This is a genomic window from Streptomyces lunaelactis, assembly GCF_003054555.1.
Taxonomy (GTDB): Bacteria; Actinomycetota; Actinomycetes; order Streptomycetales; family Streptomycetaceae; genus Streptomyces; species Streptomyces lunaelactis.
The window spans coordinates 2,870,521-2,891,097 of sequence record NZ_CP026304.1 but is presented as its reverse complement, the minus strand read 5'-3'; the positions used below and the strand labels follow the sequence as shown (position 1 = coordinate 2,891,097).

18 protein-coding genes, 2 tRNA genes and 1 pseudogene are annotated in these 20,577 nt (G+C 69.9%); 16 read left to right on the top strand and 5 right to left on the bottom strand.

Going from position 1 to position 20,577, the window contains the following annotated elements:
• Window positions 1–11: 11 nt before the first annotated feature.
• Window positions 12–1,088, top strand: coding sequence for an SCO2583 family membrane protein (locus tag SLUN_RS13125; protein ID WP_108148664.1), 1,077 nt, complete (start codon window positions 12–14; stop codon window positions 1,086–1,088).
• On the opposite strand, the gene SLUN_RS13120 is transcribed toward SLUN_RS13125, so the two are convergent.
• Complete coding sequence (locus SLUN_RS13120) at window positions 1,073–2,227, bottom strand: M48 family metallopeptidase (RefSeq protein ID WP_108154708.1); 1,155 nt, start codon at window positions 2,225–2,227, stop codon at window positions 1,073–1,075. The two genes, SLUN_RS13125 and SLUN_RS13120, sit on opposite strands and share 16 nt — an antisense overlap.
• Before the next feature lie 380 nt (window positions 2,228–2,607).
• Between SLUN_RS13120 and SLUN_RS39970 the strand changes: the two genes are divergently transcribed.
• The 10 genes and pseudogenes from SLUN_RS39970 to SLUN_RS13080 all read left to right on the top strand — a co-directional run bounded on the left by SLUN_RS39970 (window position 2,608) and on the right by SLUN_RS13080 (window position 7,691).
• The gene (locus SLUN_RS39970) at window positions 2,608–2,769 is read left to right on the top strand and encodes a hypothetical protein (RefSeq protein WP_170146573.1); all 162 of its coding nucleotides are present in this window, start codon (window positions 2,608–2,610) and stop codon (window positions 2,767–2,769) included.
• A gap of 38 nt (window positions 2,770–2,807) precedes the next feature.
• The gene (nadD, locus tag SLUN_RS13115; RefSeq protein WP_108148663.1) at window positions 2,808–3,431 is read left to right on the top strand and encodes a nicotinate-nucleotide adenylyltransferase; all 624 of its coding nucleotides are present in this window, start codon (window positions 2,808–2,810) and stop codon (window positions 3,429–3,431) included.
• Window positions 3,432–3,450: 19 nt separating this feature from the next.
• On the top strand, window positions 3,451–5,169 hold the full coding sequence (locus SLUN_RS13110; protein WP_108148662.1) for an LCP family protein: 1,719 nt from the start codon (window positions 3,451–3,453) through the stop codon (window positions 5,167–5,169).
• A 212-nt stretch (window positions 5,170–5,381) separates the two neighbouring features.
• Window positions 5,382–5,813: a ribosome silencing factor gene (gene rsfS / locus SLUN_RS13105; protein ID WP_108154707.1), complete on the top strand. Its 432-nt coding sequence runs from the start codon at window positions 5,382–5,384 to the stop codon at window positions 5,811–5,813.
• The gene (locus SLUN_RS13100; protein WP_108148661.1) at window positions 5,810–6,472 is read left to right on the top strand and encodes a histidine phosphatase family protein; all 663 of its coding nucleotides are present in this window, start codon (window positions 5,810–5,812) and stop codon (window positions 6,470–6,472) included. The genes rsfS and SLUN_RS13100 overlap by 4 nt, the downstream gene beginning before the upstream one ends.
• 115 nt (window positions 6,473–6,587) lie before the next feature.
• Window positions 6,588–6,660: transfer RNA gene (locus SLUN_RS13095), tRNA-Ala, on the top strand.
• Window positions 6,661–6,790: 130 nt separating this feature from the next.
• A pseudogene (locus SLUN_RS13090) lies at window positions 6,791–7,015 on the top strand (MFS transporter); the annotation flags it as partial.
• A 70-nt stretch (window positions 7,016–7,085) separates the two neighbouring features.
• Entirely contained in the window at window positions 7,086–7,250 is a 165-nt protein-coding gene (locus SLUN_RS39965) for a hypothetical protein (protein ID WP_170146572.1), read from the top strand.
• Between the two features lie 3 nt (window positions 7,251–7,253).
• Entirely contained in the window at window positions 7,254–7,487 is a 234-nt protein-coding gene (locus SLUN_RS13085) for a hypothetical protein (RefSeq protein ID WP_026277450.1), read from the top strand.
• Between the two features lie 131 nt (window positions 7,488–7,618).
• Window positions 7,619–7,691 (top strand) — tRNA-Ala (locus tag SLUN_RS13080).
• A 64-nt stretch (window positions 7,692–7,755) separates the two neighbouring features.
• Here SLUN_RS13080 and SLUN_RS13075 read toward each other — a convergent pair.
• Window positions 7,756–9,297 (bottom strand): NADH-quinone oxidoreductase subunit NuoF family protein, encoded by a 1,542-nt coding sequence (locus SLUN_RS13075; RefSeq protein WP_254705158.1) that lies wholly within the window; start codon window positions 9,295–9,297, stop codon window positions 7,756–7,758.
• Window positions 9,227–10,729, bottom strand: coding sequence for a ferric reductase-like transmembrane domain-containing protein (locus SLUN_RS13070; RefSeq protein WP_257153916.1), 1,503 nt, complete (start codon window positions 10,727–10,729; stop codon window positions 9,227–9,229). Before SLUN_RS13070 ends, SLUN_RS13075 begins: the two co-directional genes overlap by 71 nt.
• A gap of 897 nt (window positions 10,730–11,626) precedes the next feature.
• On the opposite strand from SLUN_RS13070, the gene leuS reads away from it, so the two are divergent.
• From leuS to SLUN_RS13045, 5 genes are all read left to right on the top strand, one after another.
• Window positions 11,627–14,494, top strand: coding sequence for a leucine--tRNA ligase (gene leuS / locus SLUN_RS13065; protein ID WP_108148658.1), 2,868 nt, complete (start codon window positions 11,627–11,629; stop codon window positions 14,492–14,494).
• A 150-nt stretch (window positions 14,495–14,644) separates the two neighbouring features.
• Entirely contained in the window at window positions 14,645–15,397 is a 753-nt protein-coding gene (locus SLUN_RS13060; RefSeq protein WP_108148657.1) for a hypothetical protein, read from the top strand.
• 214 nt (window positions 15,398–15,611) lie between these two features.
• A complete protein-coding gene (locus SLUN_RS13055; protein WP_108148656.1) occupies window positions 15,612–16,457 on the top strand; it encodes a DegV family protein in 846 nt (281 codons plus the stop codon).
• Window positions 16,458–16,617: 160 nt separating this feature from the next.
• Entirely contained in the window at window positions 16,618–17,619 is a 1,002-nt protein-coding gene (locus SLUN_RS13050) for a ComEA family DNA-binding protein (RefSeq protein WP_108148655.1), read from the top strand.
• A 9-nt stretch (window positions 17,620–17,628) separates the two neighbouring features.
• Window positions 17,629–19,071 carry a recombinase family protein gene (locus tag SLUN_RS13045; protein ID WP_159100244.1) on the top strand — a complete coding sequence of 481 codons (1,443 nt, stop codon included), beginning with the start codon at window positions 17,629–17,631 and terminating at the stop codon, window positions 19,069–19,071.
• Window positions 19,072–19,134: 63 nt separating this feature from the next.
• Here SLUN_RS13045 and SLUN_RS13040 read toward each other — a convergent pair whose 3' ends face one another.
• Window positions 19,135–19,551, bottom strand: a complete 417-nt coding sequence (locus tag SLUN_RS13040) for a hypothetical protein (RefSeq protein WP_108148653.1) — start codon at window positions 19,549–19,551, stop codon at window positions 19,135–19,137.
• Complete coding sequence (locus SLUN_RS13035) at window positions 19,551–20,528, bottom strand: hypothetical protein (protein ID WP_159100243.1); 978 nt, start codon at window positions 20,526–20,528, stop codon at window positions 19,551–19,553. Before SLUN_RS13035 ends, SLUN_RS13040 begins: the two co-directional genes overlap by 1 nt.
• Between the last annotated feature and the right edge of the window lie 49 nt (window positions 20,529–20,577).

Below are 20,577 nucleotides of genomic sequence, written 5' to 3'. Positions count from 1 at the left end.
ACCCTGAAAGTATGGCTGGGCGCGGAGACCCGCCTGAGGGGACACCCGAGGGACTCCCCGGCGGTGGTGAGGACGAGTACCGGTCCGTCGTCTTCGACGAATCGTTCGTACGGGCTGCGCGGCTGCAGGAATTCTCCGCGCAGGAGCGGATGGGCGACCATGCGCGGGCTGTGCGCAGCCTCCCCGTCTGGGGTCGCAGAAGCGGCTCGAAGCAGGTTCTCCTCCTCGTCCTGCTGGTCGCGATGGCCTTCGGGATGGCGATCTATCTGGGCGTCCGGCACCCGTACCCGGCACCGCAGTTCAAGCAGGCGGAGCCGCTGCACATCACCATGATCCCGCTGGCGCCCCAGGGCCCGGTCCCGGGCGGCGCCCCCACCGAGCTCTACGCACACAGCCCCGCAGCGGAGTTCCGCATCGGGGCCTCGGGCATCACGCTGCCCGGCGCCCGGCGCACCGAGAACTTCTCCGAGGACCAGGTGATGACCGCGCTGACCACCGCCAAGGACTACCTCGTGGAGTCCTCGCTCGACCCCGATGTGCTCACAGGAGGCGCGGTGCGGCCGGTGCGGATGCTGCTCGACCCGGATCAGCTGGAGCAGTTCGACCGGAGCATCGCCTCTCCGGCCGGCGACGGCCGCCATGCCGCCACCGGCTGGCTGGTGCGCTTCGACCCGTCGAAGGTCGCGCTGGCCGACCCCAAGATCCGGGTGCAGGGCACCCTGCACGTCGCCGAGGCGGGGCCCGACGCCCTGGAGGTGACGTCGGACCACACCTTCGCCTACGCGCTGCGGCCCGTCGGTGTGAGCGGCCCGCAGGCGAGTGAGGCCTCGCTGTTCACCGTCCGCCGCGAGCTGCACTTCCGCTTCGACCGGGACGACCTGCGCCAGCACCGGGCCGAACTGCTGGTGAGCTATGTCCAGGCCGGCCCGCAGTCCTGCTCGGCGGACGCCTCGGGCGCCCTGCGCCCGCTGCTCGCCGGCCAGCGGGCGAGCGCGGACGGCCCGGCGGGCACTGACCCGTACGCGAGGGGTCGGGCCACCGCGGCGCTGTGCGGGGCGCTGGCGCCCGGCGCTCAGCCCTTGCCCTGACCGCTGTCGTCGTCACTCGCAGGGCCGCTGCCGTTCCCGTGGCCGTTGCTGCCGTTCGTGCCGCTGCCCCCGTCGGAACTCCCGCCGCTGCTGGAACTCCCGCCGCTTCCGCTGCCGGCTGCGCCCGTGAACTTGTCCCGCAGTTTGCCGCTCAGGTCACCCGCGCCGCCGGCTATGTCACCGACCAGCTTCATCAAGGGGTCCTTGCTGGTACGGACCGTGTCGGCATAGTGCGAGGCGGACTCGCGGAAGGAGTCGGACACCGAGGTGTCCTTGTCCTCCGTGCGCCGCGGGTAGTGCCCGTCCATGATCCGCTGGTAGTCGCGGGTCGCGGCCCACTTCTTCAGCTCGGCAGCGCGGACCGTGGTGAACGGGTGCGAGCGGGGGAGCACATTCAGAATCTTCAGCACGGAGTCGCGCAGATCGCCGCCGGCCTCGTACTCCTCGGCCTGCTTCAGGAACGCGTCGACGTTCATCTCGTGCAGGTGGTTGCCACCGGCGATCTTCATCAGACCGCGCATCGACGCCTGCAGGTCCTGGCCGACCAGCAGCCCCGCCCGGTCCGCCGAGAGCTCCGACTTGCGGAACCACTCGCGAAGCGCGGTGACGATCGCCATGATCGCGACGTTGCCGAGGGGGATCCAGGCGATCTTCAGCGCCAGGCTGGTGAGGAAGAGCAGGACCGTGCGGTAGACGGAGTGGCCGGAGAGAGCATGGCCCACTTCGTGCCCGACGACCGCCCGCATCTCCTCCTCATCGAGCAGCTCCACCAGCCCGGTCGTGAGCACGATGAGCGGCTCGTCCAGGCCGATACACATGGCGTTGGGCCGCGGGTCCTGCGTGACGTACATGGCCGGGACCTTCTCCAGGTCCAGGATGTAACAGGCGTCCCTCAGCATGGTGTTCAGATGCGCGAACTGGGCGTCGCTCACGCGCACCGAGTCGGAGAGGAAGAGCAGCCGCAGGCTGCGCTCGGGCAGCAGCCCGCTCAGTGCCTTGAAGACGGTGTCGAAGCCGCTGAGCTTGCGCAGGGCGACCAGCGCGGAGCGGTCCGCGGGATGTTCGTACGCCCGTGATGAGATGCCCGGGAAGCGCTTGCGCTGCCTGCTCGGAACGTTCTCGTGATTGCTTTCGGTCATCATGCCCCCTGTTGGCGCGAGTCCGTGCTCGTCCCCCTGACGGACCCCAGCGTAGGTGCTGGGGCTACGGTGCGGCGGGGGCTGTGGATAACTGAGGAGTAGACCCGACATGCCGGATTCCGCCGCACTGCTCGCCGCCGCATCCGAGCAACAGGACCGGGCAATACGCTGCGCATCCTGCTGATCGTCTCGATCGTCGGAGCGGCATTGCTCGCCTGGTTCCTGCTGCGCGGCTACCGCGAAAACGGCGGCGACGACAACCACAACGACTGAGTCGGCGTGAGCGTGCCCGGACGGCCCGCATACGATGTGCGCGAAGTCTCTTCGCTCCGATTCCCGAGCTCCGGTCCCGGACTCCCGATCGATAGGTCCCGCTGAAGATGAGCATCGCCAGCACCGCCGCCAACCTGGTCACTCTCGCCGAGGGCGCCGAGCACGGTGGCAACCACGAAAGCCTCAGCCCCTACCTCACGGGCGGCGGCGCCCTCTTCGCGCTGCTCCTGCTGCTGTGGATCACCACTCGATTCAACCGCGACCGCTGATTCGGGGCCGTGACATCGTGCCAGTAGGCTCTGCACGCATGGGAGAGCAGGAAGTGCCTACCGGTTCCGGTTCGGGCAAGCGCCGAATCGGCGTGATGGGCGGGACGTTCGACCCGATCCACCACGGACACCTGGTGGCCGCCAGCGAGGTGGCCGCCCTGTTCCACCTGGACGAGGTGGTGTTCGTACCGACCGGGCAGCCGTGGCAGAAGAGCCAGAAGGCGGTGTCTCCGGCCGAGGACCGCTATCTGATGACGGTCATCGCCACGGCGTCCAACCCGCAGTTCTCGGTGAGCCGCATCGACATCGACCGCGGCGGGGCGACTTACACGATCGATACGCTGCGGGACTTGCGCTCCCTCAACGACGACGCGGATCTTTTCTTCATCACGGGAGCCGACGCGCTCTCCCAGATCCTCGGCTGGCGGGACGCCGAAGAGCTGTTCGCGCTCGCCCACTTCATCGGTGTGACCCGGCCGGGTCACGACCTGACGGACGACGGGCTGCCAGAGGGCGGGGTCTCCCTGGTGGAGGTTCCGGCGCTGGCCATCTCGTCGACCGACTGCCGGGCCAGGGTCGCGAGCGGCGATCCGGTCTGGTACCTGGTGCCGGACGGTGTGGTGCGCTACATCGACAAGCGCCAGTTGTACCGCGGCGAGTGAGCCACGGAGAGGGGCACCGGTGAACGACCAGCAGAATCCGTACGACCCGTACTACCAGCAGCCGCAGATCATCGGCTACGACGAGTACGGGCAGCCGGTGTATCAGCAGCCCCAGCAGTACGACCCTTACGCGCAGCAGCAGCCCCAGTACCCTCAGCAATCGCAGTCTCCCGAGCAGGGGCAGAGCCAGGGACAGGGATACGGGTACGACCCGTACGCGCAGCAGCAGCAGCCGCAGTCCGAGCAGCCTCAGCAGTACGACCCGTACGGCCGGCAGACGCAGTCCCAGGGGTACGGCAACGGCGGCTACGGCTACGACACGGGCCAGCAGCCCGCGGCCGTGGACACCACCCAGCAGTGGAACATCCCGCAGCAGCAGGCCCCCGCCGAGCCGCAGACGCAGCCCCGGCCACAGGTGCGGCCGCAGGCACAGGCGCCCGAGCCTGGCGTGCCCGAGCAGCGCCGGCCCGCGCCCGACCGCGACTACCGGACCGAGCAGTTCACCTTCATCGAGGAGCCCGACGAGGATTCCGAAGACGTCATCGACTGGCTGAAGTTCACCGAGAGCCGCTCCGAGCGGCGCGAGGGGGCCAGGCGGCGTGGCCGCAACCGCCTCGTCGCGCTCGTCGTCGTGCTGGCGCTGGCCGTCGTGGGCGGCGTCGGCTACCTCTGGTACGCGGGCAAGCTGCCCGGCCTCGCGGACACGGACAAGAAGAACACCACGGCGACCGGACCGCAGAAGCGGGACGTGATCGTGGTGCATCTGCACAACACCAAGAAAAAGGGCACCTCCACGGCGCTCCTCGTCAACAACGTCACCACCAAGCAGGGCACTACCGTCCTGCTCCCCAACTCGCTCTCCGTCGCCAACGACGACGGCACCGCCACCACCCTCGCCAAGTCCGTCGAGGACGACGGCTCGACGGGCACCCGGGAGGCCGTCGGCAGCCTCCTCGGTGCCAAGATCACCGGCACCTGGCGGCTCGACACCCCGTATCTGGAGAACCTGGTCGAGCTGGTCGGCAATATCGACCTGACCACCGACACCGACGTGCCCGGCGCGAAGAAGGGCGAGGCGCCGCTGGTGAAGAAGGGTGAGAACCAGACGCTGAACGGGCGGGCTGCTGTCGCGTACGCCACCTACCTCGGGCCGGGCGAGGCCGAGGCGAAGCAGCTGCAGCGCTTCGGCCAGGTCATGCAGGGTGTGCTGCGCAAGCTGCCGGACGACCCGAAGGCGGCGACCGTCACCATCGAGACGCTGGCGCAGATCCTCGACCCGTCGCTGCGCGAGAGCGACCTCGGCGCCACGCTGGCGAAGCTCGCCGCGCACGCCAAGGGCGGCGACTACAAGACGGCGGTGCTGCCCGTCCAGCAGGACGGCACTCTCACCGAGCAGACCGCCAACAGCGTCGTCAAGGACGTCCTGGGCGGCACGGTCTCCGCACCGGAGAAGGACGCGGCCGTCCGTGTGGGCGTCAGGAACGCGTCCGGGAACACGGGCGCCACGGAGGCCGCCCGGATCGACCTGGTCAACGGCGGCTACACCGTCCTCGACGGCGGCAAGACCGCCGACACCACGTCGTCCTCGCAGGTCACCTACGGAAGCGAGACGCAGAAGGCGAAGGCGGTGGAGGTCGCCAAGACCCTGGGCCTGCCGGCGAGCGCGGTCAAGCAGGGCAAGGCGGTCACCAACGCCGATGTGTCGGTCGTCCTCGGCAAGGACTACAAGGCCGAGTGAAGGCCGAGTGATCGTCGGCGGCAGGATCGACTGCCGCAGGATCGACGACGAGGATCGGACGACGAGGATCGGACGACGAGGAACGGCAACCAGGATCGGCACCGGATTCGGCGATCAGGGCCGGCCGTAGGGGGCCGAAATAATCGCGGCAAGGGCTGTCGGCGGTCCGTGAGACCCTTGAAGGGTTCTTGACCGCCGACGAAAGCCTGCTTGTGACCGCCACGGATCGCTCCATCGAGCTCGTCAACGCCGCCGCTCAGGCGGCCGCCGACCGGCTCGCGCACGACATCATCGCGTACGACGTCAGTGATGTGCTGTCGATCACCGACGCATTCCTGCTCGCCTCCGCGCCCAACGACCGCCAGGTCAAGTCGATCGTCGACGAGATCGAGGAGCGGCTCAACAAGGAGCTCGGCGCCAAGCCGGTGCGCCGCGAGGGCGACCGCGACGCCCGCTGGATCCTGCTCGACTACATCGACATCGTCGTGCACGTCCAGCACAGCGAGGAGCGTGTCTTCTACGCCCTGGAGCGGCTGTGGAAGGACTGCCCCGAGCTGCCTCTCCCCGAGGACGCACTGAAGACCCGCGGCAAGGCCGAGGAGCACGCGCAGCTCACCGGCGACCCGGAAGGTGAGCTGAGCTGAACGGCAGCGACACCAGCAAGCGCAGCAGGGGCCGCCGCGTCGTCCTGTGGCGGCACGGCCAGACCGCCTGGAACCTGGAGCGCCGCTTCCAGGGCTCCACGGACATTGCCCTGACCGAGGCCGGCGTCGCCCAGGCGCGCCGCGCCGCCCGGCTGCTCGCCTCGCTGAAGCCCGACGCGATCGTCGCCTCGGACCTCAAGCGGGCAGCGGCCACGGCCGGCGAGCTGGCCGGGATCACCGGGCTCGACATCTCCTACGACGCCGCCCTGCGCGAGACGTACGCCGGTGCCTGGCAGGGGCTGACCCACGAGGAGATCGTCGGGCAGTACGGCGAGCAGTACGCCGCCTGGAAGCGCGGCGAACCCGTGCGCCGCGGCGGCGGCGAGCTGGAGACCGAGGTCGCCGACCGGGCCGCTCCTGTGGTGCTCCACCACGCCGAGAAGCTGCCCGACGACGGCACGCTCGTCGTCGTCAGCCACGGCGGCACGATCCGCACCACCATCGGCCGACTGCTCGGTCTGGAGGCCCACCACTGGGAGGGGCTCGGCGGTCTCACGAACTGCTGCTGGTCGGTGCTCGGCGAGGGCGCTCGCGGCTGGCGGCTCCTTGAGCACAACGCCGGCACGCTGCCGGAACCGGTCCTCGGCGACGACGACTGAGCGACTCCTCGGCCAGGCCGGGCCGGTGTCCGGCCCCGCACCCCCGGATTTCACTTTCCGGCAGGTCGCAGGCTAAAGTTCTTCTTGTTCGCAGCGCGGAGCGCGAAGAACACGCGGGGCTATAGCTCAGTTGGTAGAGCGCCTGCATGGCATGCAGGAGGTCAGGAGTTCAATTCTCCTTAGCTCCACAATCCGGATCCCGTCCTCACTAGAGGGCGGGATTTCGCCTTTCCCGGCCTCGCTCGCCAGACCTCGCCGACCCGCGCGGACCCTCAGGCGCGCAAGTTCGCGGGAGGCGGGGTTGGTCGTCAGGACGGCGCGACCGTGCGGCAGGAGGACGCGGCCGATGCCGGCGGTCTGCTGGTGACCGTCACTCAGCTCGGCCTGGTGATCGGCGTCGCCGCATTCGGCACACTCTTCCTGAATCGGCTGACAGCTCCCGGGAGCCAGAGGTCCGCGGATGCGCAGTGGGTGAGCGCCCTCGCGCCGGCAGCCGCGTCGATCTTGGGCGCGGTGGCAGGTCTGGTACGGAATCGCCGCTGACCCTCTTGCGTGGCCATGGCAGAATCGGACGGCCGGAGGGGACACCGGCCAGGACGGGAGGGAGAGCACGATGTCCGCCAGCAGTAGCGAGGAGGCCGATGACCTGCTTGCCACGGCGGAGGTACGTGCTCGTCTCAGTTGCCCGTCCTGCGGATCGGCGCATGTCGCCCAAGTCCTCGGCGACAACGGCGGGGTTTCCTACGTGTGCACGGCCTGCGGCCACAGCTGGAGCTGAGTGATGGGTGCACACAGGCGGAAATGCGACTGGTGCGGCAGTGGTACGCCGATCGTCCGGGACATGGACCCGGTCAATCCCGAGTACCAGTACTGGTGCGAGGAGTGCGCGCGGGCGCTGATCATAAAGGGCGACCCCATCGAGACCTACCGGGAACTCGAGGGGGAGCCGATCTACGGCCGTCTCCTCGACGAGCACTGCACTCTCAAGCGGTTCTACTCGTTCGCCACAGCATGATGGCAGCGAGAAAAGGGACGTTACCGGCCTTGTCCGTACAGACCGGAAACGATTTGGTGATGGACCAGGCGGAGCGTTAATGTTGTCGACGTCGCCGCGGGGGAAACCCCGGATCTGGGTGGCGCACTCAAGGGGCTATAGCTCAGTTGGTAGAGCGCCTGCATGGCATGCAGGAGGTCAGGAGTTCAATTCTCCTTAGCTCCACAGAAGCGGTAGAAACAAGGAAGCGGGCCATCCGGATCGGATGGCCCGCTTCCTTGTGTGTCCGTCAACCGCGGCCGCTGCCAAGGGCCTTGCGGTTGCTGCTGGGCAGAGCTGGGCGGCTGGTGGGCGCGGGGGCCCGCTCGGCCGGTGCCTGCTCGATACGGAGCGCCAGCGCGGGACAGCGGCGTACAGCCCGCTGTGAGCGCCCCCGCAGATGCATCGGAACGGTCGCGTCGGCCACCGCCGGGTAGCCGTCGGGGCCGAGCCGGATCAGCTCGGGGACGATGTCCGCGCAGAGCCCGTGGCCCTGGCAGAGCGTCCAGTCGACGGCGAGCTTCTCACCGCTCGGAATCGACTCCTCCGCCTCTTCGTAGCCGGGATTGGGAAGCGGCAGCACGCCGACCGTCTCGCGTCCGCAGCCGCCGTCGAGCACATGGGCGGCGAGGTCGTCGGTGAAGGCGGACAGGGTCGAGGCGAAGAACCGCGCGGAGCCGTCGGGGTGCTTGCACGCGCCCCGGCCCTTCACGGCCTGGGTGACCTCGCGCAGCGCCTCCAGGGCGGCAGGGCCGCCACCGTTCATCACGTCGGACAGGCCACCGGCCGCGGCGGGCAGGCCGAGCTTGCAGGGGCCGCACTGGCCGGCGGTCTCGGCGGCGAGCCAGTTGGCCACCCGCAGCGCCTCGCCCAGCGGGCAGGTCTCGGGGCCGATCGGCAGGATCGCGCCGGCGCCCAGCGAGCCGCCCACGGAGGCCAGGGACTCGCGTGAGACGAGCGCCTCGTGGACGGCGATCGAGTCGATCCAGTTGCCGTGGTAGCCGCCCGTCAGCACGCCCTGGGGGAGCGGCGGGGCACCCGCCAGCTGCAGTACGTACCGCAGGGGTACACCCGTGGGGACCTCGACGACCATCGGGCGCGCCACCGCCCCGGAGATCGTCAGCATCACGGTGCCCGGCTCGGTGTCGAGGCCGGTGTGGCTGTAGCGGTGGGCGCCGATGCGGGCGCCGATGGCGAGCTGCGCGAACGTCTCCGCGTTGGACAGCAGGGTGGGGGCACCGCCGACTCCGGTGTCGGAGGCGCGCTCACGACGGCCGGGCGGCAGGGCGGGGCCGCCGTTCACCGCGCGGATGACGGAGGAGGCCTCGCCGGAGACCATGCGCTCGGGAGTGCGGACCACTCGCGCGCGCAGCTGCTGCCCGCGCCGGTCGGAGAGTCCGCGCTCGGCGAGGGCGGCGCGCATGGAGATCTCCGTGGAGTTACGGGTGACCGCGACGACCAGGGTGCGCGCGCCGAGCGCCTCTGCGGCGATCAGGGCGCCGTCCAGGATCAGATGGGGGGCGCGGTTGAGCAGAACGGTGTCCTTGCGGCAGGCGGGCTCGCCCTCACTGCCGTTGATCACGACGACGGGCCGCACCCCGCGCCGGATGGCGGACTTCGCCACGGCGCGGAGCTTCTGCCCGAAAGGGAAGCCGGCACCACCACGGCCGCGCAGGGTTATGTCGTCGGCGAGCTGCGCGAGCCGCTCGCCGCTCATGGGTTCAAGAGGGCCGTGCACCTTGAGATGCATGGGGAGGTCGAGGCGCTCGACAAGGTCGAAACCCTGCGTCAGCTGGGGAAGGCCGACGACGCGGACCTCGGGGACATCGGGGAGAGGGGTGTTCACGGTCGGTCTCCTGCGGGTGCGTGCCAGGGTTCCCCGGCCGGGGGCGGGAAGAGCGGTCCGGGCATCGGCGCTGTGTCCTCGTACGTGGCGGCGCTGCCGGTTTCGTACGGGGAGGTCGGGGCGGTCGGGGATCGTGCGGGGACAAGGGGTCGTAAGGGGGAGGTGTGTCGTACGTGGGAGAGGTGTTGAAGGAGGGAGGGGCGTCGTACGAGGAAGGGGTGTCGTACGAGGAAGGAGCGTCGTACGAAGGTGTGGGCTCGTAAGCGGGAGGGGGCTCGTAGGCCGGGGGCACGGCGGGCACGGCGGGCGCGGAAGGGACGGCCTGCGCGGGCGGCGGCGGCGAAGGAGTCGGCCACAGGCCGCCCGGTGCGGGCCCCGACTCCGACACGACGGGTATCTCCTCGGTCATCGGTACGCGCTCGGCGAGCGGGGCCGTCTCGGCGGCGAGGGAGACCGCGCGATAGGCGGCGGATATTCCGGGGCCCGGACCGGTGCCGCTGCTCATCGTCGGCTCGGGGGCCGGCGGCATCGGCACCTCGTACAGCTGCGGCGAGGGGGCCGCGAGCCGTCGGGGCTGGGCGCGCGCCTGGCCGAGGGACGACGGGCGCTGGAACTCCTGCTCGTACGCGCGCTGCTGCGGAATGCCGTTCATGCCGCTGCGGCCGTTCATGTCGTTCAGGCCGGCCGGCGCGGTCACACCCGTGGCACCCGGGAGGGGGGAGGTTCCGAGGTCGCGACGCAGCTGCTCGTCCGTCGCGGGACCGTCGCCGCTGCGGCCGAGGAGGTACATGATCTTGTTGGCGATGCGGCGCTGCACCGGACGCGGCATCAGCCGTACGCACACGGCGGCGGCGACCCCGGTGAGCGCGAGGCAGTACATCACCATCACCCAGGTCGCGGCGGGCCGGCCGGTGTACAGACCGTGCACCAGCGCCGAGCACCAGGCCGGGTAGGCCAGCATGTGCAGCGGCCGCCAGCGGCCCGCAATGCGGATGTTGCCGGCCAGGGCGCTGCGCAGTGCGCCGGTCGTGGCTGCTACAACCATGAGGAGGCCGGCCAGCGAACCGAAGCCGATGAGTCCGGACGTACCGCTGACGCCGAGTCCGAACGGGACCAGGGCACCCAGGAGTTCTACGTGTCCCAGTGAGACCTTCACGGTGCCGTGCAGCAGAAGGAAGCCGAGCGAGGCGATCGCGGTGGACCGGTGGATGCCCTGGGCGAGCAGCCGGTGGCGTGTGGACAGCAGCAACCTGTCGGTGGCGATCAGGCCCCACGCGACGGAAGCGGTCAATGACACCAGGGACAGAACCCCGGTGGTGAAGTCGAGCGCAGAGCGAAAGCTGTCACTCCCGCCGATGGCGAGCAGGGGTAGGAGCACCAACGCTGCGACGGAAAGGCCGCCTTGGACGGGGCGGCTCAGACCGGGGCTGGGCGCGGGCGACGAACGGCTCTTGCGATGAGGCTTCATGGGGCGACTCCGAATGGTGCGGGAAAGGCGGTCCCGTTGACGCATGCTAGGTCCACCCATACCGGACAGTACGAGGTTTGCTCGTTTAGAGAGCGGAACCACAGTCAACTGACTCTGGGGTTGCCCCGGATAAGGTCGATACGCGGAGTAACTTGGTCGGCTCGGTGCATGAGTCGGTGCTCAGTGTGACCGTTTCGGAACGTCTGCCGACGACTGCCGGAACGCGATGGGGAGTGCGTGGGTGATCCGCGCGGAACCCTTCGGATCGTGCGTCGGTGATCATTGCGGAACCCCTCGGGACGTAAGCGGGTGATCCTTGCGGAACCTCTCGGAGCGTGCGCCGGTGATCCCTGCGGAACCTTTCGGGGCAGGCATCCATGCTCGCCGGGGGCCTTCGGGGCATGTGACCGGAATCCGCCGACGGCCGCTCGCGCGATGGGTCCGGAACCCGCTGGCGGCCGCTCCGGGTGTCCTGACCGGAACCCGCTCCGAGCCCACCTGAGGGCGCGAGCGGAACGTGCTCCGAGCCCGCCCGAGGGCGCGAGCGGAACCCGCTGCGGGTCCCCTCCGCGCTGCCGGCGGCAGCCATGCCCTGTCGGGATTACTCCTACGCACCCGGTTCACTCGCTGCGGTACCCTGACGCCATGCGTGCCGTACGCCTTCTGCTTAGCGAGCCGCGCTGATCAGTCCCGACGGATCAAAGATCCGGTTGGAATCGGCGCGGCGTCCCCTCCTGTGCGAGGGGCTTTTTCATTTCGGTGGATGTCACAGCGCAGGCAGAGACGATCGATGGAGCTTTAGGGATCATGAGCGAGACGAATTCCGCTGCCACAGAGGTGGCCGCAGCGCACCGCTATACGGCTGCCATGGCCGCCGGCATCGAGGCACGCTGGCAGGACGTCTGGGACGCCGAGGGCACGTACGAGGCGCCCAACCCGAGTGGTGATCTGGCGGGCGACCCGGAGCTGGTCGCCAAGCCCAAGAAGTTCATCATGGACATGTTCCCGTACCCCTCGGGCACCGGCCTGCACGTCGGCCACCCGCTGGGCTACATCGCCACCGACGTCTACGCCCGCCACCAGCGCATGACGGGGCACAACGTCCTGCACACACTCGGCTTCGACGCCTTCGGCCTGCCCGCCGAGCAGCACGCGGTGGCCACCGGCACGCACCCCCGGGTGTCCACCGAGGCGGCCATGGACAACATGAAGGTCCAGCTGCGCCGGCTGGGCCTGGGCCACGACAAGCGGCGGTCCGTCGCGACGATCGACCCCGAGTACTACAAGTGGACCCAGTGGATCTTCCTGCAGATCTTCAACTCCTGGTACGACGAGGACGCCGACAGGGCCCGTCCGATCGACGAGCTGGTCGCCCAGTTCGAGAGCGGTGAGCGCTCGGCGCCGGGCACGCGCGCGTGGAGCGAGCTGAGCGCCGTCGAGCGCGCCGAGGTGCTGGGTGGCTACCGGCTGGCGTACGCCTCCGACGCGCCCGTCAACTGGTGCCCGGGGCTGGGCACCGTACTGGCCAACGAAGAGGTCACTGCGGACGGTCGTTCCGAGCGCGGCAACTTCCCGGTCTTCAAGGCGAAGCTGCGCCAGTGGAACATGCGCATCACCGCCTACGCCGACCGGCTGCTGAATGACCTGGACGCGCTGGACTGGCCCGAGGCCATCAAGCTGCAGCAGCGCAACTGGATCGGCCGCAGCGAGGGCGCGCGCGTCGACTTCCCCGTCGGCGAGGACGCGATCACCGTCTTCACCACCCGCCAGGACACGCTGTTCGGCGCGACATACATGGTGCTGGCGCCCGAGCACGAGCTGGTCGAGAAGATCACCCCGGCCGTCTGGCCCGAGGGCACGCACGACGTGTGGACCGGCGGGCACGCCACTCCGGTCGACGCCGTCGCGGCGTACCGCAAGCAGGCCGCTTCGAAGTCCGATGTCGAGCGGCAGGCCGAGGCCAAGGACAAGACCGGCGTCTTCACCGGCACGTACGCGACCAACCCGGTCAGCGGCGAGAAGGTCCCGGTCTTCATCGCGGACTACGTGCTGATGGGTTACGGCACCGGCGCGATCATGGCCGTCCCGGCGCACGACAGCCGTGACTTCGCCTTCGCGCGCGCCTTCGAGCTGCCGATGCGCTGTGTGGTCGAGCCGAGCGACGGCCGCGGCACGGACCCGTCGACCTGGGACGACGCCTTCGTCTCGTACGAAGCGAAGATCGTCAACTCCGCGAGCGCCGAGATCTCGCTGGACGGCCTGGGTGTCGTCGGCGCCAAGGCGAAGATCACCGATTGGCTGGACGCCCGAGGCATCGGCGAGGGAACGGTCAACTTCCGGCTGCGTGACTGGCTGTTCAGCCGCCAGCGCTACTGGGGCGAGCCCTTCCCGATCGTCTACGACGAGGACGGCGTCGCGCACGGGCTGCCCGATTCGATGCTGCCGCTGGAGCTGCCGGAGGTCGACGACTACTCGCCTCGTACGTTTGATCCTGACGACGCGGACACCCGGCCCGAGACGCCGCTGTCGCGCAACGAGGACTGGGTCAATGTGGAGCTGGACCTGGGCGACGGCGTCAAGCGCTACCGCCGGGAGACCAACACCATGCCCAACTGGGCGGGTTCGTGCTGGTACGAGCTGCGCTATCTGGACCCGCACAACAGCGAGAAGCTGGTCGACCCGGCGATCGAGCAGTACTGGATGGGTCCGCGCGAAGGGCAGCCGCACGGCGGCGTCGACCTGTACGTGGGCGGTGCGGAGCACGCCGTGCTGCACCTGCTGTACGCGCGCTTCTGGTCCAAGGTGCTGTTCGACCTGGGGCACGTCTCCTCGGTCGAGCCGTTCCACAAGCTGTACAACCAGGGCATGATCCAGGCGTACGTCTACCGGGACAGCCGCGGCTTCCCGGTGACGGCCGCCGAGGTCGAGGAGCGGGACGGCAAGTTCTACTTCGAGGGCGAGCCCGTCAAGCGCGAGCTGGGCAAGATGGGCAAGTCCCTGAAGAACGCCGTCACTCCGGACGAGATCTGCGCCGAGTACGGTGCGGACACCCTGCGCCTGTACGAGATGGCGATGGGGCCCCTGGATGTTTCCCGGCCGTGGGACACCCGGGCCGTCGTCGGCCAGTACCGGCTGCTGCAGCGACTGTGGCGCAATGTCGTCGACGAGACCACCGGTGAGATCACGGTCGTCGACACCGAGGCCGACGAGGCGGCCCTGCGCGCCCTGCACAAGGCGATCGACGGTGCGGGAGGGGACCTGGCGGGGCTGCGCTTCAACACCGCCATCGCCAAGATCACCGAGCTGAACAACTATCTGACCAAGGTGGGCGGCCCGCTGTCGCGGAGCGTGGCGGAGCAGCTGGTGCTGCTGATCGCCCCGCTGGCCCCGCACATCGCCGAGGAGCTGTGGCACCGGCTGGGGCACAGCGACTCGGTCGTGCACCAGGACTTCCCGGTCGCCGACCCGGCGTATGTCGTGGACGAGTCCGTGACGTGCGTGGTGCAGATCAAGGGCAAGGTCAGGGCGCGGCTGGAGGTCCCCCCGTCGATCTCGGAGGCGGACCTGGAGGCGTTGGCGCTGGGTGACGAGGCCGTGGTCGCGGCGCTGGGCGGCGCGGGCATTCGCAAGGTGATCGTGCGGGCGCCGAAGCTGGTCAACATCGTGCCCGCGTAGTCTCCGGGCCGTTCCGGCGAGGCTCCCGCGCGGGCCCGGCCGGGGTGACAGGGGTTTCCCCTACGGGCAGGTTGGGGGTTCCCCTGGAACCCTTGGCCTGCCCTTTCCGTTTACGGTGGGAGGACAACATCCGACGCCGGAGGGGCGCCCATGGAAGCCGCGATACTGATTCTGGCGCTGCTTTTCGTCGCCCTTGTGGCGTTGGGGGTGTATGTGACCGTGAAGGTGGTCGGAGCGGCCAAGCGCGGTGTGGAGCGCACGGTCACCCAGGCCCGCCGCACCGTCGAGGAGACCACGCTGCGGGCGAAGAGCTATGGGCAGGGCGGTGTGGTCGGCGAGCTGGCGCAGCTGCGGCTGGCGCTGCGTACGTCGATGAGGGCCACGCAGGACGCGCTGCACGCGGGCGTGGCGGAGGACGCCTCGCTGTCCGAGTCGCTCGCGCTGTTCCGTCGGCTGAGCGGGCACGGTCGAGAGCTCGACGATGAACTCAAGCGACTGGAGCGCGAGCCGGACCGGGCGACGGTGGCCTCGCTGCTGCCCGGACTGCGCGAGCGTACGGAGCGGATCACACATTCGGCCGAGTCGCTGCGATGGGCGGCGCGGGACCGGGCGCGGAAGTTCGCGGACGATGATCTGGACGCGCTGAGCGATCAGATCGACGTGGAGGCCGGGGCGTTGCGGCACTGGTCGGCCGCGGATGTGCCGGACGGGGAGCCGGCATCCTGGCCGGAGGCCGGGCGGACGGCCGGGGGCGCTGGGGCCTCCGAGGTGCCGGCGGAGCAGACCTGGCCCGAGCCGGGGGCCGCTTCTGAGGCGGAGCCGCAGGCGATCACGGCCCGCGACCCGAGGCAGCAGACCACCTACCCCTGGCAGAAGAGCGCCCGCCCGGAGACCACCAACTGATCCTCCGGCCGGGCGGTCCGGAAGTGAGCTGATCCTCCTGGCCGGGCAGTGCGGAAATCGAACCGTTCCTCCGGCCGGGCTGCCAGGAGACCGCGAACCGGTCCCTCGGCGGGGCAGTTCGCACGCCACGCACTGGTCCTTCGGCGGGGGCGACGCGATCTTTGCCACGGGGCCGGGCTGCCGCCCGGCGGCCCCTGCGGGTAACCTCCCGCTCATGTCCCGCCATGTCGCGATCGTCACCGATTCCACGGCCTACCTGCCGCCGCCGACGATGGAGCGGCACGCCATCGTCGCGGTGCCGCTGACCGTGGTACTCGGTGATCAGGCGTTTGAGGAGGGCACCGAGATCTCGGCCCGCTCGCTGGCGCTGGCGTTGCAGAAGCGACGCCCCGTGACCACCTCCCGGCCGAGCCCCGAGGTGTTCTCCGAGGCGTACCGGCGGTGCGCGGAGGCCGGCGCGACCGGGATCGTATCGCTGCATCTGTCGGCGGAGTTCTCGGGGACGTACGACGCCGCCGTGCTGGCCGCCAAGGACGCTCCGGTGCCGGTGCGGGTGGTGGACACCGGGATGGTCGCGATGGCCCTGGGATTCTGCGCGCTCGCGGCCGCGGAGGCGGCCGAGGCGGGCGGCACGCTGGACGACGCGGTGGCGGCCGCGGAGAAGCGGGCCGCGGGCACGTCCGCGTACTTCTACGTCGACACGCTGGACTACCTGCGCCGCGGCGGCCGGATCGGGGCCGCGCAGGCGCTGCTGGGCTCCGCGCTCGCGGTGAAACCGCTGCTCCAGCTGGACGGCGGCCGGATCGAGCTGCTAGAGAAGGTGCGCACGGCGTCGAAGGCGATCGCCCGGCTGGAGGAGATCGTCGTCGACCGGGCCGGTACGAGCCGGGTGGACATCGCGGTACATCATCTGGCCGCGCCGGAGCGGGCTGCGTCGCTGGCGGGGCGGCTGCGCGAGCGGGTTCCCGGTCTGGCCGATCTGCATGTGAGTGAGGTGGGCGCGGTGATCGGGGCGCATACGGGGCCGGGGCTGCTCGGGGCTGTGGTTTCGCCGCGCTGAGTGGCGTTGCTGCTGAGCGGCGCGGCTGATGGGCGGTGTGGCTGCTGAGCGGCGCGCCAATCACCTTTGAGGGTGAGCGAGTTGTCCACATCGGGGCGGCTGTCCACGGAAATGTGGCCTGCTCAGCGAGGTCGGACGGATGTGCCTACCGTCCTGTGACATGGCTCTTCGATCACGCTCCGCAACCAGTGGCCCGGGCCGCGCCCCGGCCTCGGACAGCCGCGCCCGTCATGGTCGCGGCTCAGGATCAAGCCGCGGCCCGGGCCGTGGATCCGGCCGTGGACCGGGCCGTCCGGCGCGGCTCCGCGGGAGGCGGGTGTCCGCCGCGGCGACCACAGCACTGCGCCGCCGGGCGGACGCGCTCTTCGAGGCTCCACCGCGCAGTGCGGGCACGGGGCTTGACGCGGCTGTCGCGCGCTCCCGACTGGATGAGGGCGTTCGTACCGAGACAGACGCGGGGACGGACGCCCGACGGCGGGCGGGCCTTGCACTGCGGGAGCGGCTGCCCTTGTGGGTGCAGCTCAGGTGCGGGCTCGAGCCCCGGACTCTCGCCGCGCTCGCCGTCGTTCTCGTGGTCGCCGGAGTCTTTGCGGCCCAGTACTTCTGGGTGGGGCGGCCCCAGTCCGTACGCGCCCCGGAGCTGGTCCAGCAGAGTGCGGCCACACCGGAGCCGCAGCCGCAGCCTTCGCCGGGGGTGCCGCCGGCGCCTTCGGGCGCCGGGGCCGGAGGGCCTGGCGGGCGGATCGTCGTCGACGTGAGCGGCAAGGTGCGCCGGCCGGGGGTGCTCCAGCTGCCGGCCGGATCCCGGGTCGCCGACGCACTGCGGGCGGCCGGAGGTGTCAGAGCCGGTACGGATCTGACCGGGCTCAACCGAGCCCGGGTGCTCGTGGACGGCGAGCAGGTGGTGGTGGGCGGGCCCGCGCCGCCGGGCCCGGTCGCGAGCGGATCGGGGGCCGGCGGATCGGGTACGGGCGGCGGCGCGCAGGCCGCGGGGCCCGTGAGCCTCAACGCCGCCACTGTCGAGCAGCTCGACACGTTGCCCGGCGTCGGTCCCGTACTGGCCCAGCACATCATCGACTACCGCACTCAGCACGGCGGTTTCCGGTCCGTCGGCGAACTCCGCGAAGTAAACGGAATTGGTGACGCGATGTGTCGATGGTAACCTATGAACATGACTCCTTCAAGGGCCGTGATTCTCGTCCGGATCAGCGATGACAAAGCCGGAGATGCCCAGGGTGTAGGCCGGCAGGAAGAGGACTGCCGAAGCCTTGCCCAGCGTCTCGGATGGACAGTCGCGCAAGTCGTCACCGAGAACGACACCAGCGCGTACAAGCGCAAGCGCATCAAGCTGCCGGACGGAACATCCGTCCTGCGCACGGTCCGGCCGCGATTCCGGTACGTCCTGGACGGTCTTGCGTCGGGCGAATTTGACGGACTCATCGCCTACGACCTTGACCGCGTTGCGCGCGATATGAGGGACCTGGAAGACCTCGTGGACGTGGTGCAGTCCGGCTACCCGCACCTCCCCGTGGAGAGCGTCTCGGGGTCGCTGCGCCTGGCGAACTCGAGCGACATTGCCATGGCGCGGGTGATGACGGTCATGGCCAACAAGTCCAGTAGCGACACGGGACGCCGCGTCGCCCGTAAGCATGAGGAGCTCGCAGCAGCAGGCAAGCCCGGCGGGGGAGGGTTTCGCGGGTACGGCTATGACGTAAGGAACCTGGAGATCGTCCCCGAAGAGGCGGAGATCGTCCGGGAGATAGCCGGCCGCATCCTGGACGACGAGTCCCTGAACGCCATTGCGGCTGACTTGCAGGCCAGGGAGGTACCTACCGTCACCGGGGCCCCGTGGAACTCCCGAAGCGTGAAGTCGATCGTCACCAAGCCCCGGGTGGCCGGCCTGCGCGCGCACCGCGGGGACGTCGTAGGGGACGCCGTGTGGCCTCCTATCCTGGACAGGGGCCAATGGGAGGACGTATGCGCCCGGTTGGCAGGGCGAGTGAGGAATGTTGACTTGACGCTGCAGCGGTGGCTTACCGGGGTCCTGGTCTGCTCGAAGTGCGGGCGGACCATGCCCGGCGCGCAGGGCAACAACGGCGTGCGCTACTGGTGCGCCACTCCCCGGGGCGGCTGCGGGAAGATCGCGATCAAGGCTGAGCCGGTAGAGGCAGAGATCGAACGGCGTGTTCTCGAGGGCCTATCGGGACCGCAAGTCCTTGAACAGCTCCGGCACGCGGCCACGACTGAGGCGACCGACGACGCACGGCGCTCCCTGGCGGAGGACGAGCAGCAGCTGAAAGAGCTTGCGGGTATGTGGGCCCGCAAGCAGGTCAGTCTCGCGGAGTACCGCGAGGCCAGGTCACTGATCGAGGCGCGCGTGAAGGACTCCCGGGCGTTCGTCACCTCCCGTGCCCCGCGGGTGCTGCGCAGGCTGCTCGCGGGGGACATCCACGAGGGGTGGCATGCGCTCACTCCTGCCGACAAGCGGGAAGTCGTCATTGCGTTGGGTGGCATGTGGCGGGTGATGCCGCACGACCGGTCCAAGGGCAACAAGTTCAACCCTGCGCGTCTCGTGCCCATCGAGGCGGGGGAGCAGCCCCCTGCGTCCGCCTGAGACTCCGGAGCAGTAGAGAGCCCCCGTCGCTCACGTCGATGGGGGCTCTCGTGTGCCGGGATGTCAGAACAGGTAGCCGGCTGCAAGGGCCGACCGCCAACCCGCCTCCCACTCCCTTAGCTGCTCGATCCGGGTGTCCAGCCGCGCGAACGACTTCTCTGCATCCCGCCACCGCTCCCGAGCCTGCTTCACAGCAGCCGCACGGGCCGCGAAGGCAGCAGGATCAGCCTTGGTACGCGTGACGATGCTCGGGAGTCCCCTCACGGGGTTCATCGAGTACGTCACTGTCTCGCCCCGTCCGGGCTGCATCTGCTTCGACGGCTGCACAGCCGTCCGGGCCCGCTGCACTGCAGGGTCAGCCTTGGTACGCCGTACCGGAGTCAGAGTCTCGGTAGCCCACTTGCACGCCTGATTCGTGGACATGCCGCGGCTCTCAGCGTCGAGCACCAGGCGTCCCCATGCCTTGAGGTCGGTCGCCATCAGATGCCTCCCACGATCGCGTTGAAGACGACCTTGGTGTCTGCCGCCCGGTATACCGCTCGCCGCGCCTCACGCAGCTTGTGGCGCTCTTCCTGGAACAGCTTCTCCTGCGCCCGGGCGGCCGCGCGGTACTCCCTGGCGATGCGGGTGCGCTCGGCATCCTTATCGGCCTGCTCAGCCTGCTCCCTGGCCTGGCGGACCTGATCCTTGAGCGCAGCCTCGATCGCGATCTCTTCGGCGCACAGTCGCGCAGCGAGCTCCTCAGCCGTAGGCGGCTCCGGGGGCACCTCTACGGGCCCCAGGCGAGCGGCGCCAAGCTCCGGGTCCCAGACCCGGCGCAGCTCCGTCTCCCGGGGTGCGAGCAGCGTGCGGTGGTCGACCGCGGGGAACGCGCCGAAGCCCGCTGCGCTCCTGCGGGTGGCCTTGATGCCCGCCTCGCGCCACTGAGCGAGGTCCCCGAGGTGCGACCACGGCGTGCCGTCACCGGCGCCGGGTGCGTCCTGAGCGAGGACCAGCCGGAGCCCGTAGCGGCCGGCCAGGGCCGCGAAGCTGGCCGTAGGCGCATCCATGCCGACAGCCAGGCAGGCGAGACGATCGATCGCCTGGCTGCGGTTGAGGGCCCTGGTGGTCTGGGTGCCCCACCCAGGGACGCATGCCTTGACGCAGGCGGTGCAGATCCAGGCAGAAGTCCCGAAGATCTCTGCGGGGACCAGGCGACGCTGGACAGCATCAGCGTCCCCGCAAGCCCGGCACGGCGTGTCCGGGTTGGCCCTGGTATGGGCTGCGATCTCGCGCTCCCGCTCGATGCGGTGACGGTCCGCCACCATGGCCCACGCGTCCCGGGGGGCCTGGTCCTTCTCCATACGGTCGAGCCGTTCGCGCAGGGCGTCCAGCTCCCCGGAGGTGTCCGGGGGCAGGTTCGTGGCTGCGGCCGGCGGGTTGTCCGTACGTCGGTTCTTGCGGTCCTTACGAGACATCACGGGGAGTTCCTCTCAGAGTTGCAGGTGACGCAGATGCCATCGGGAC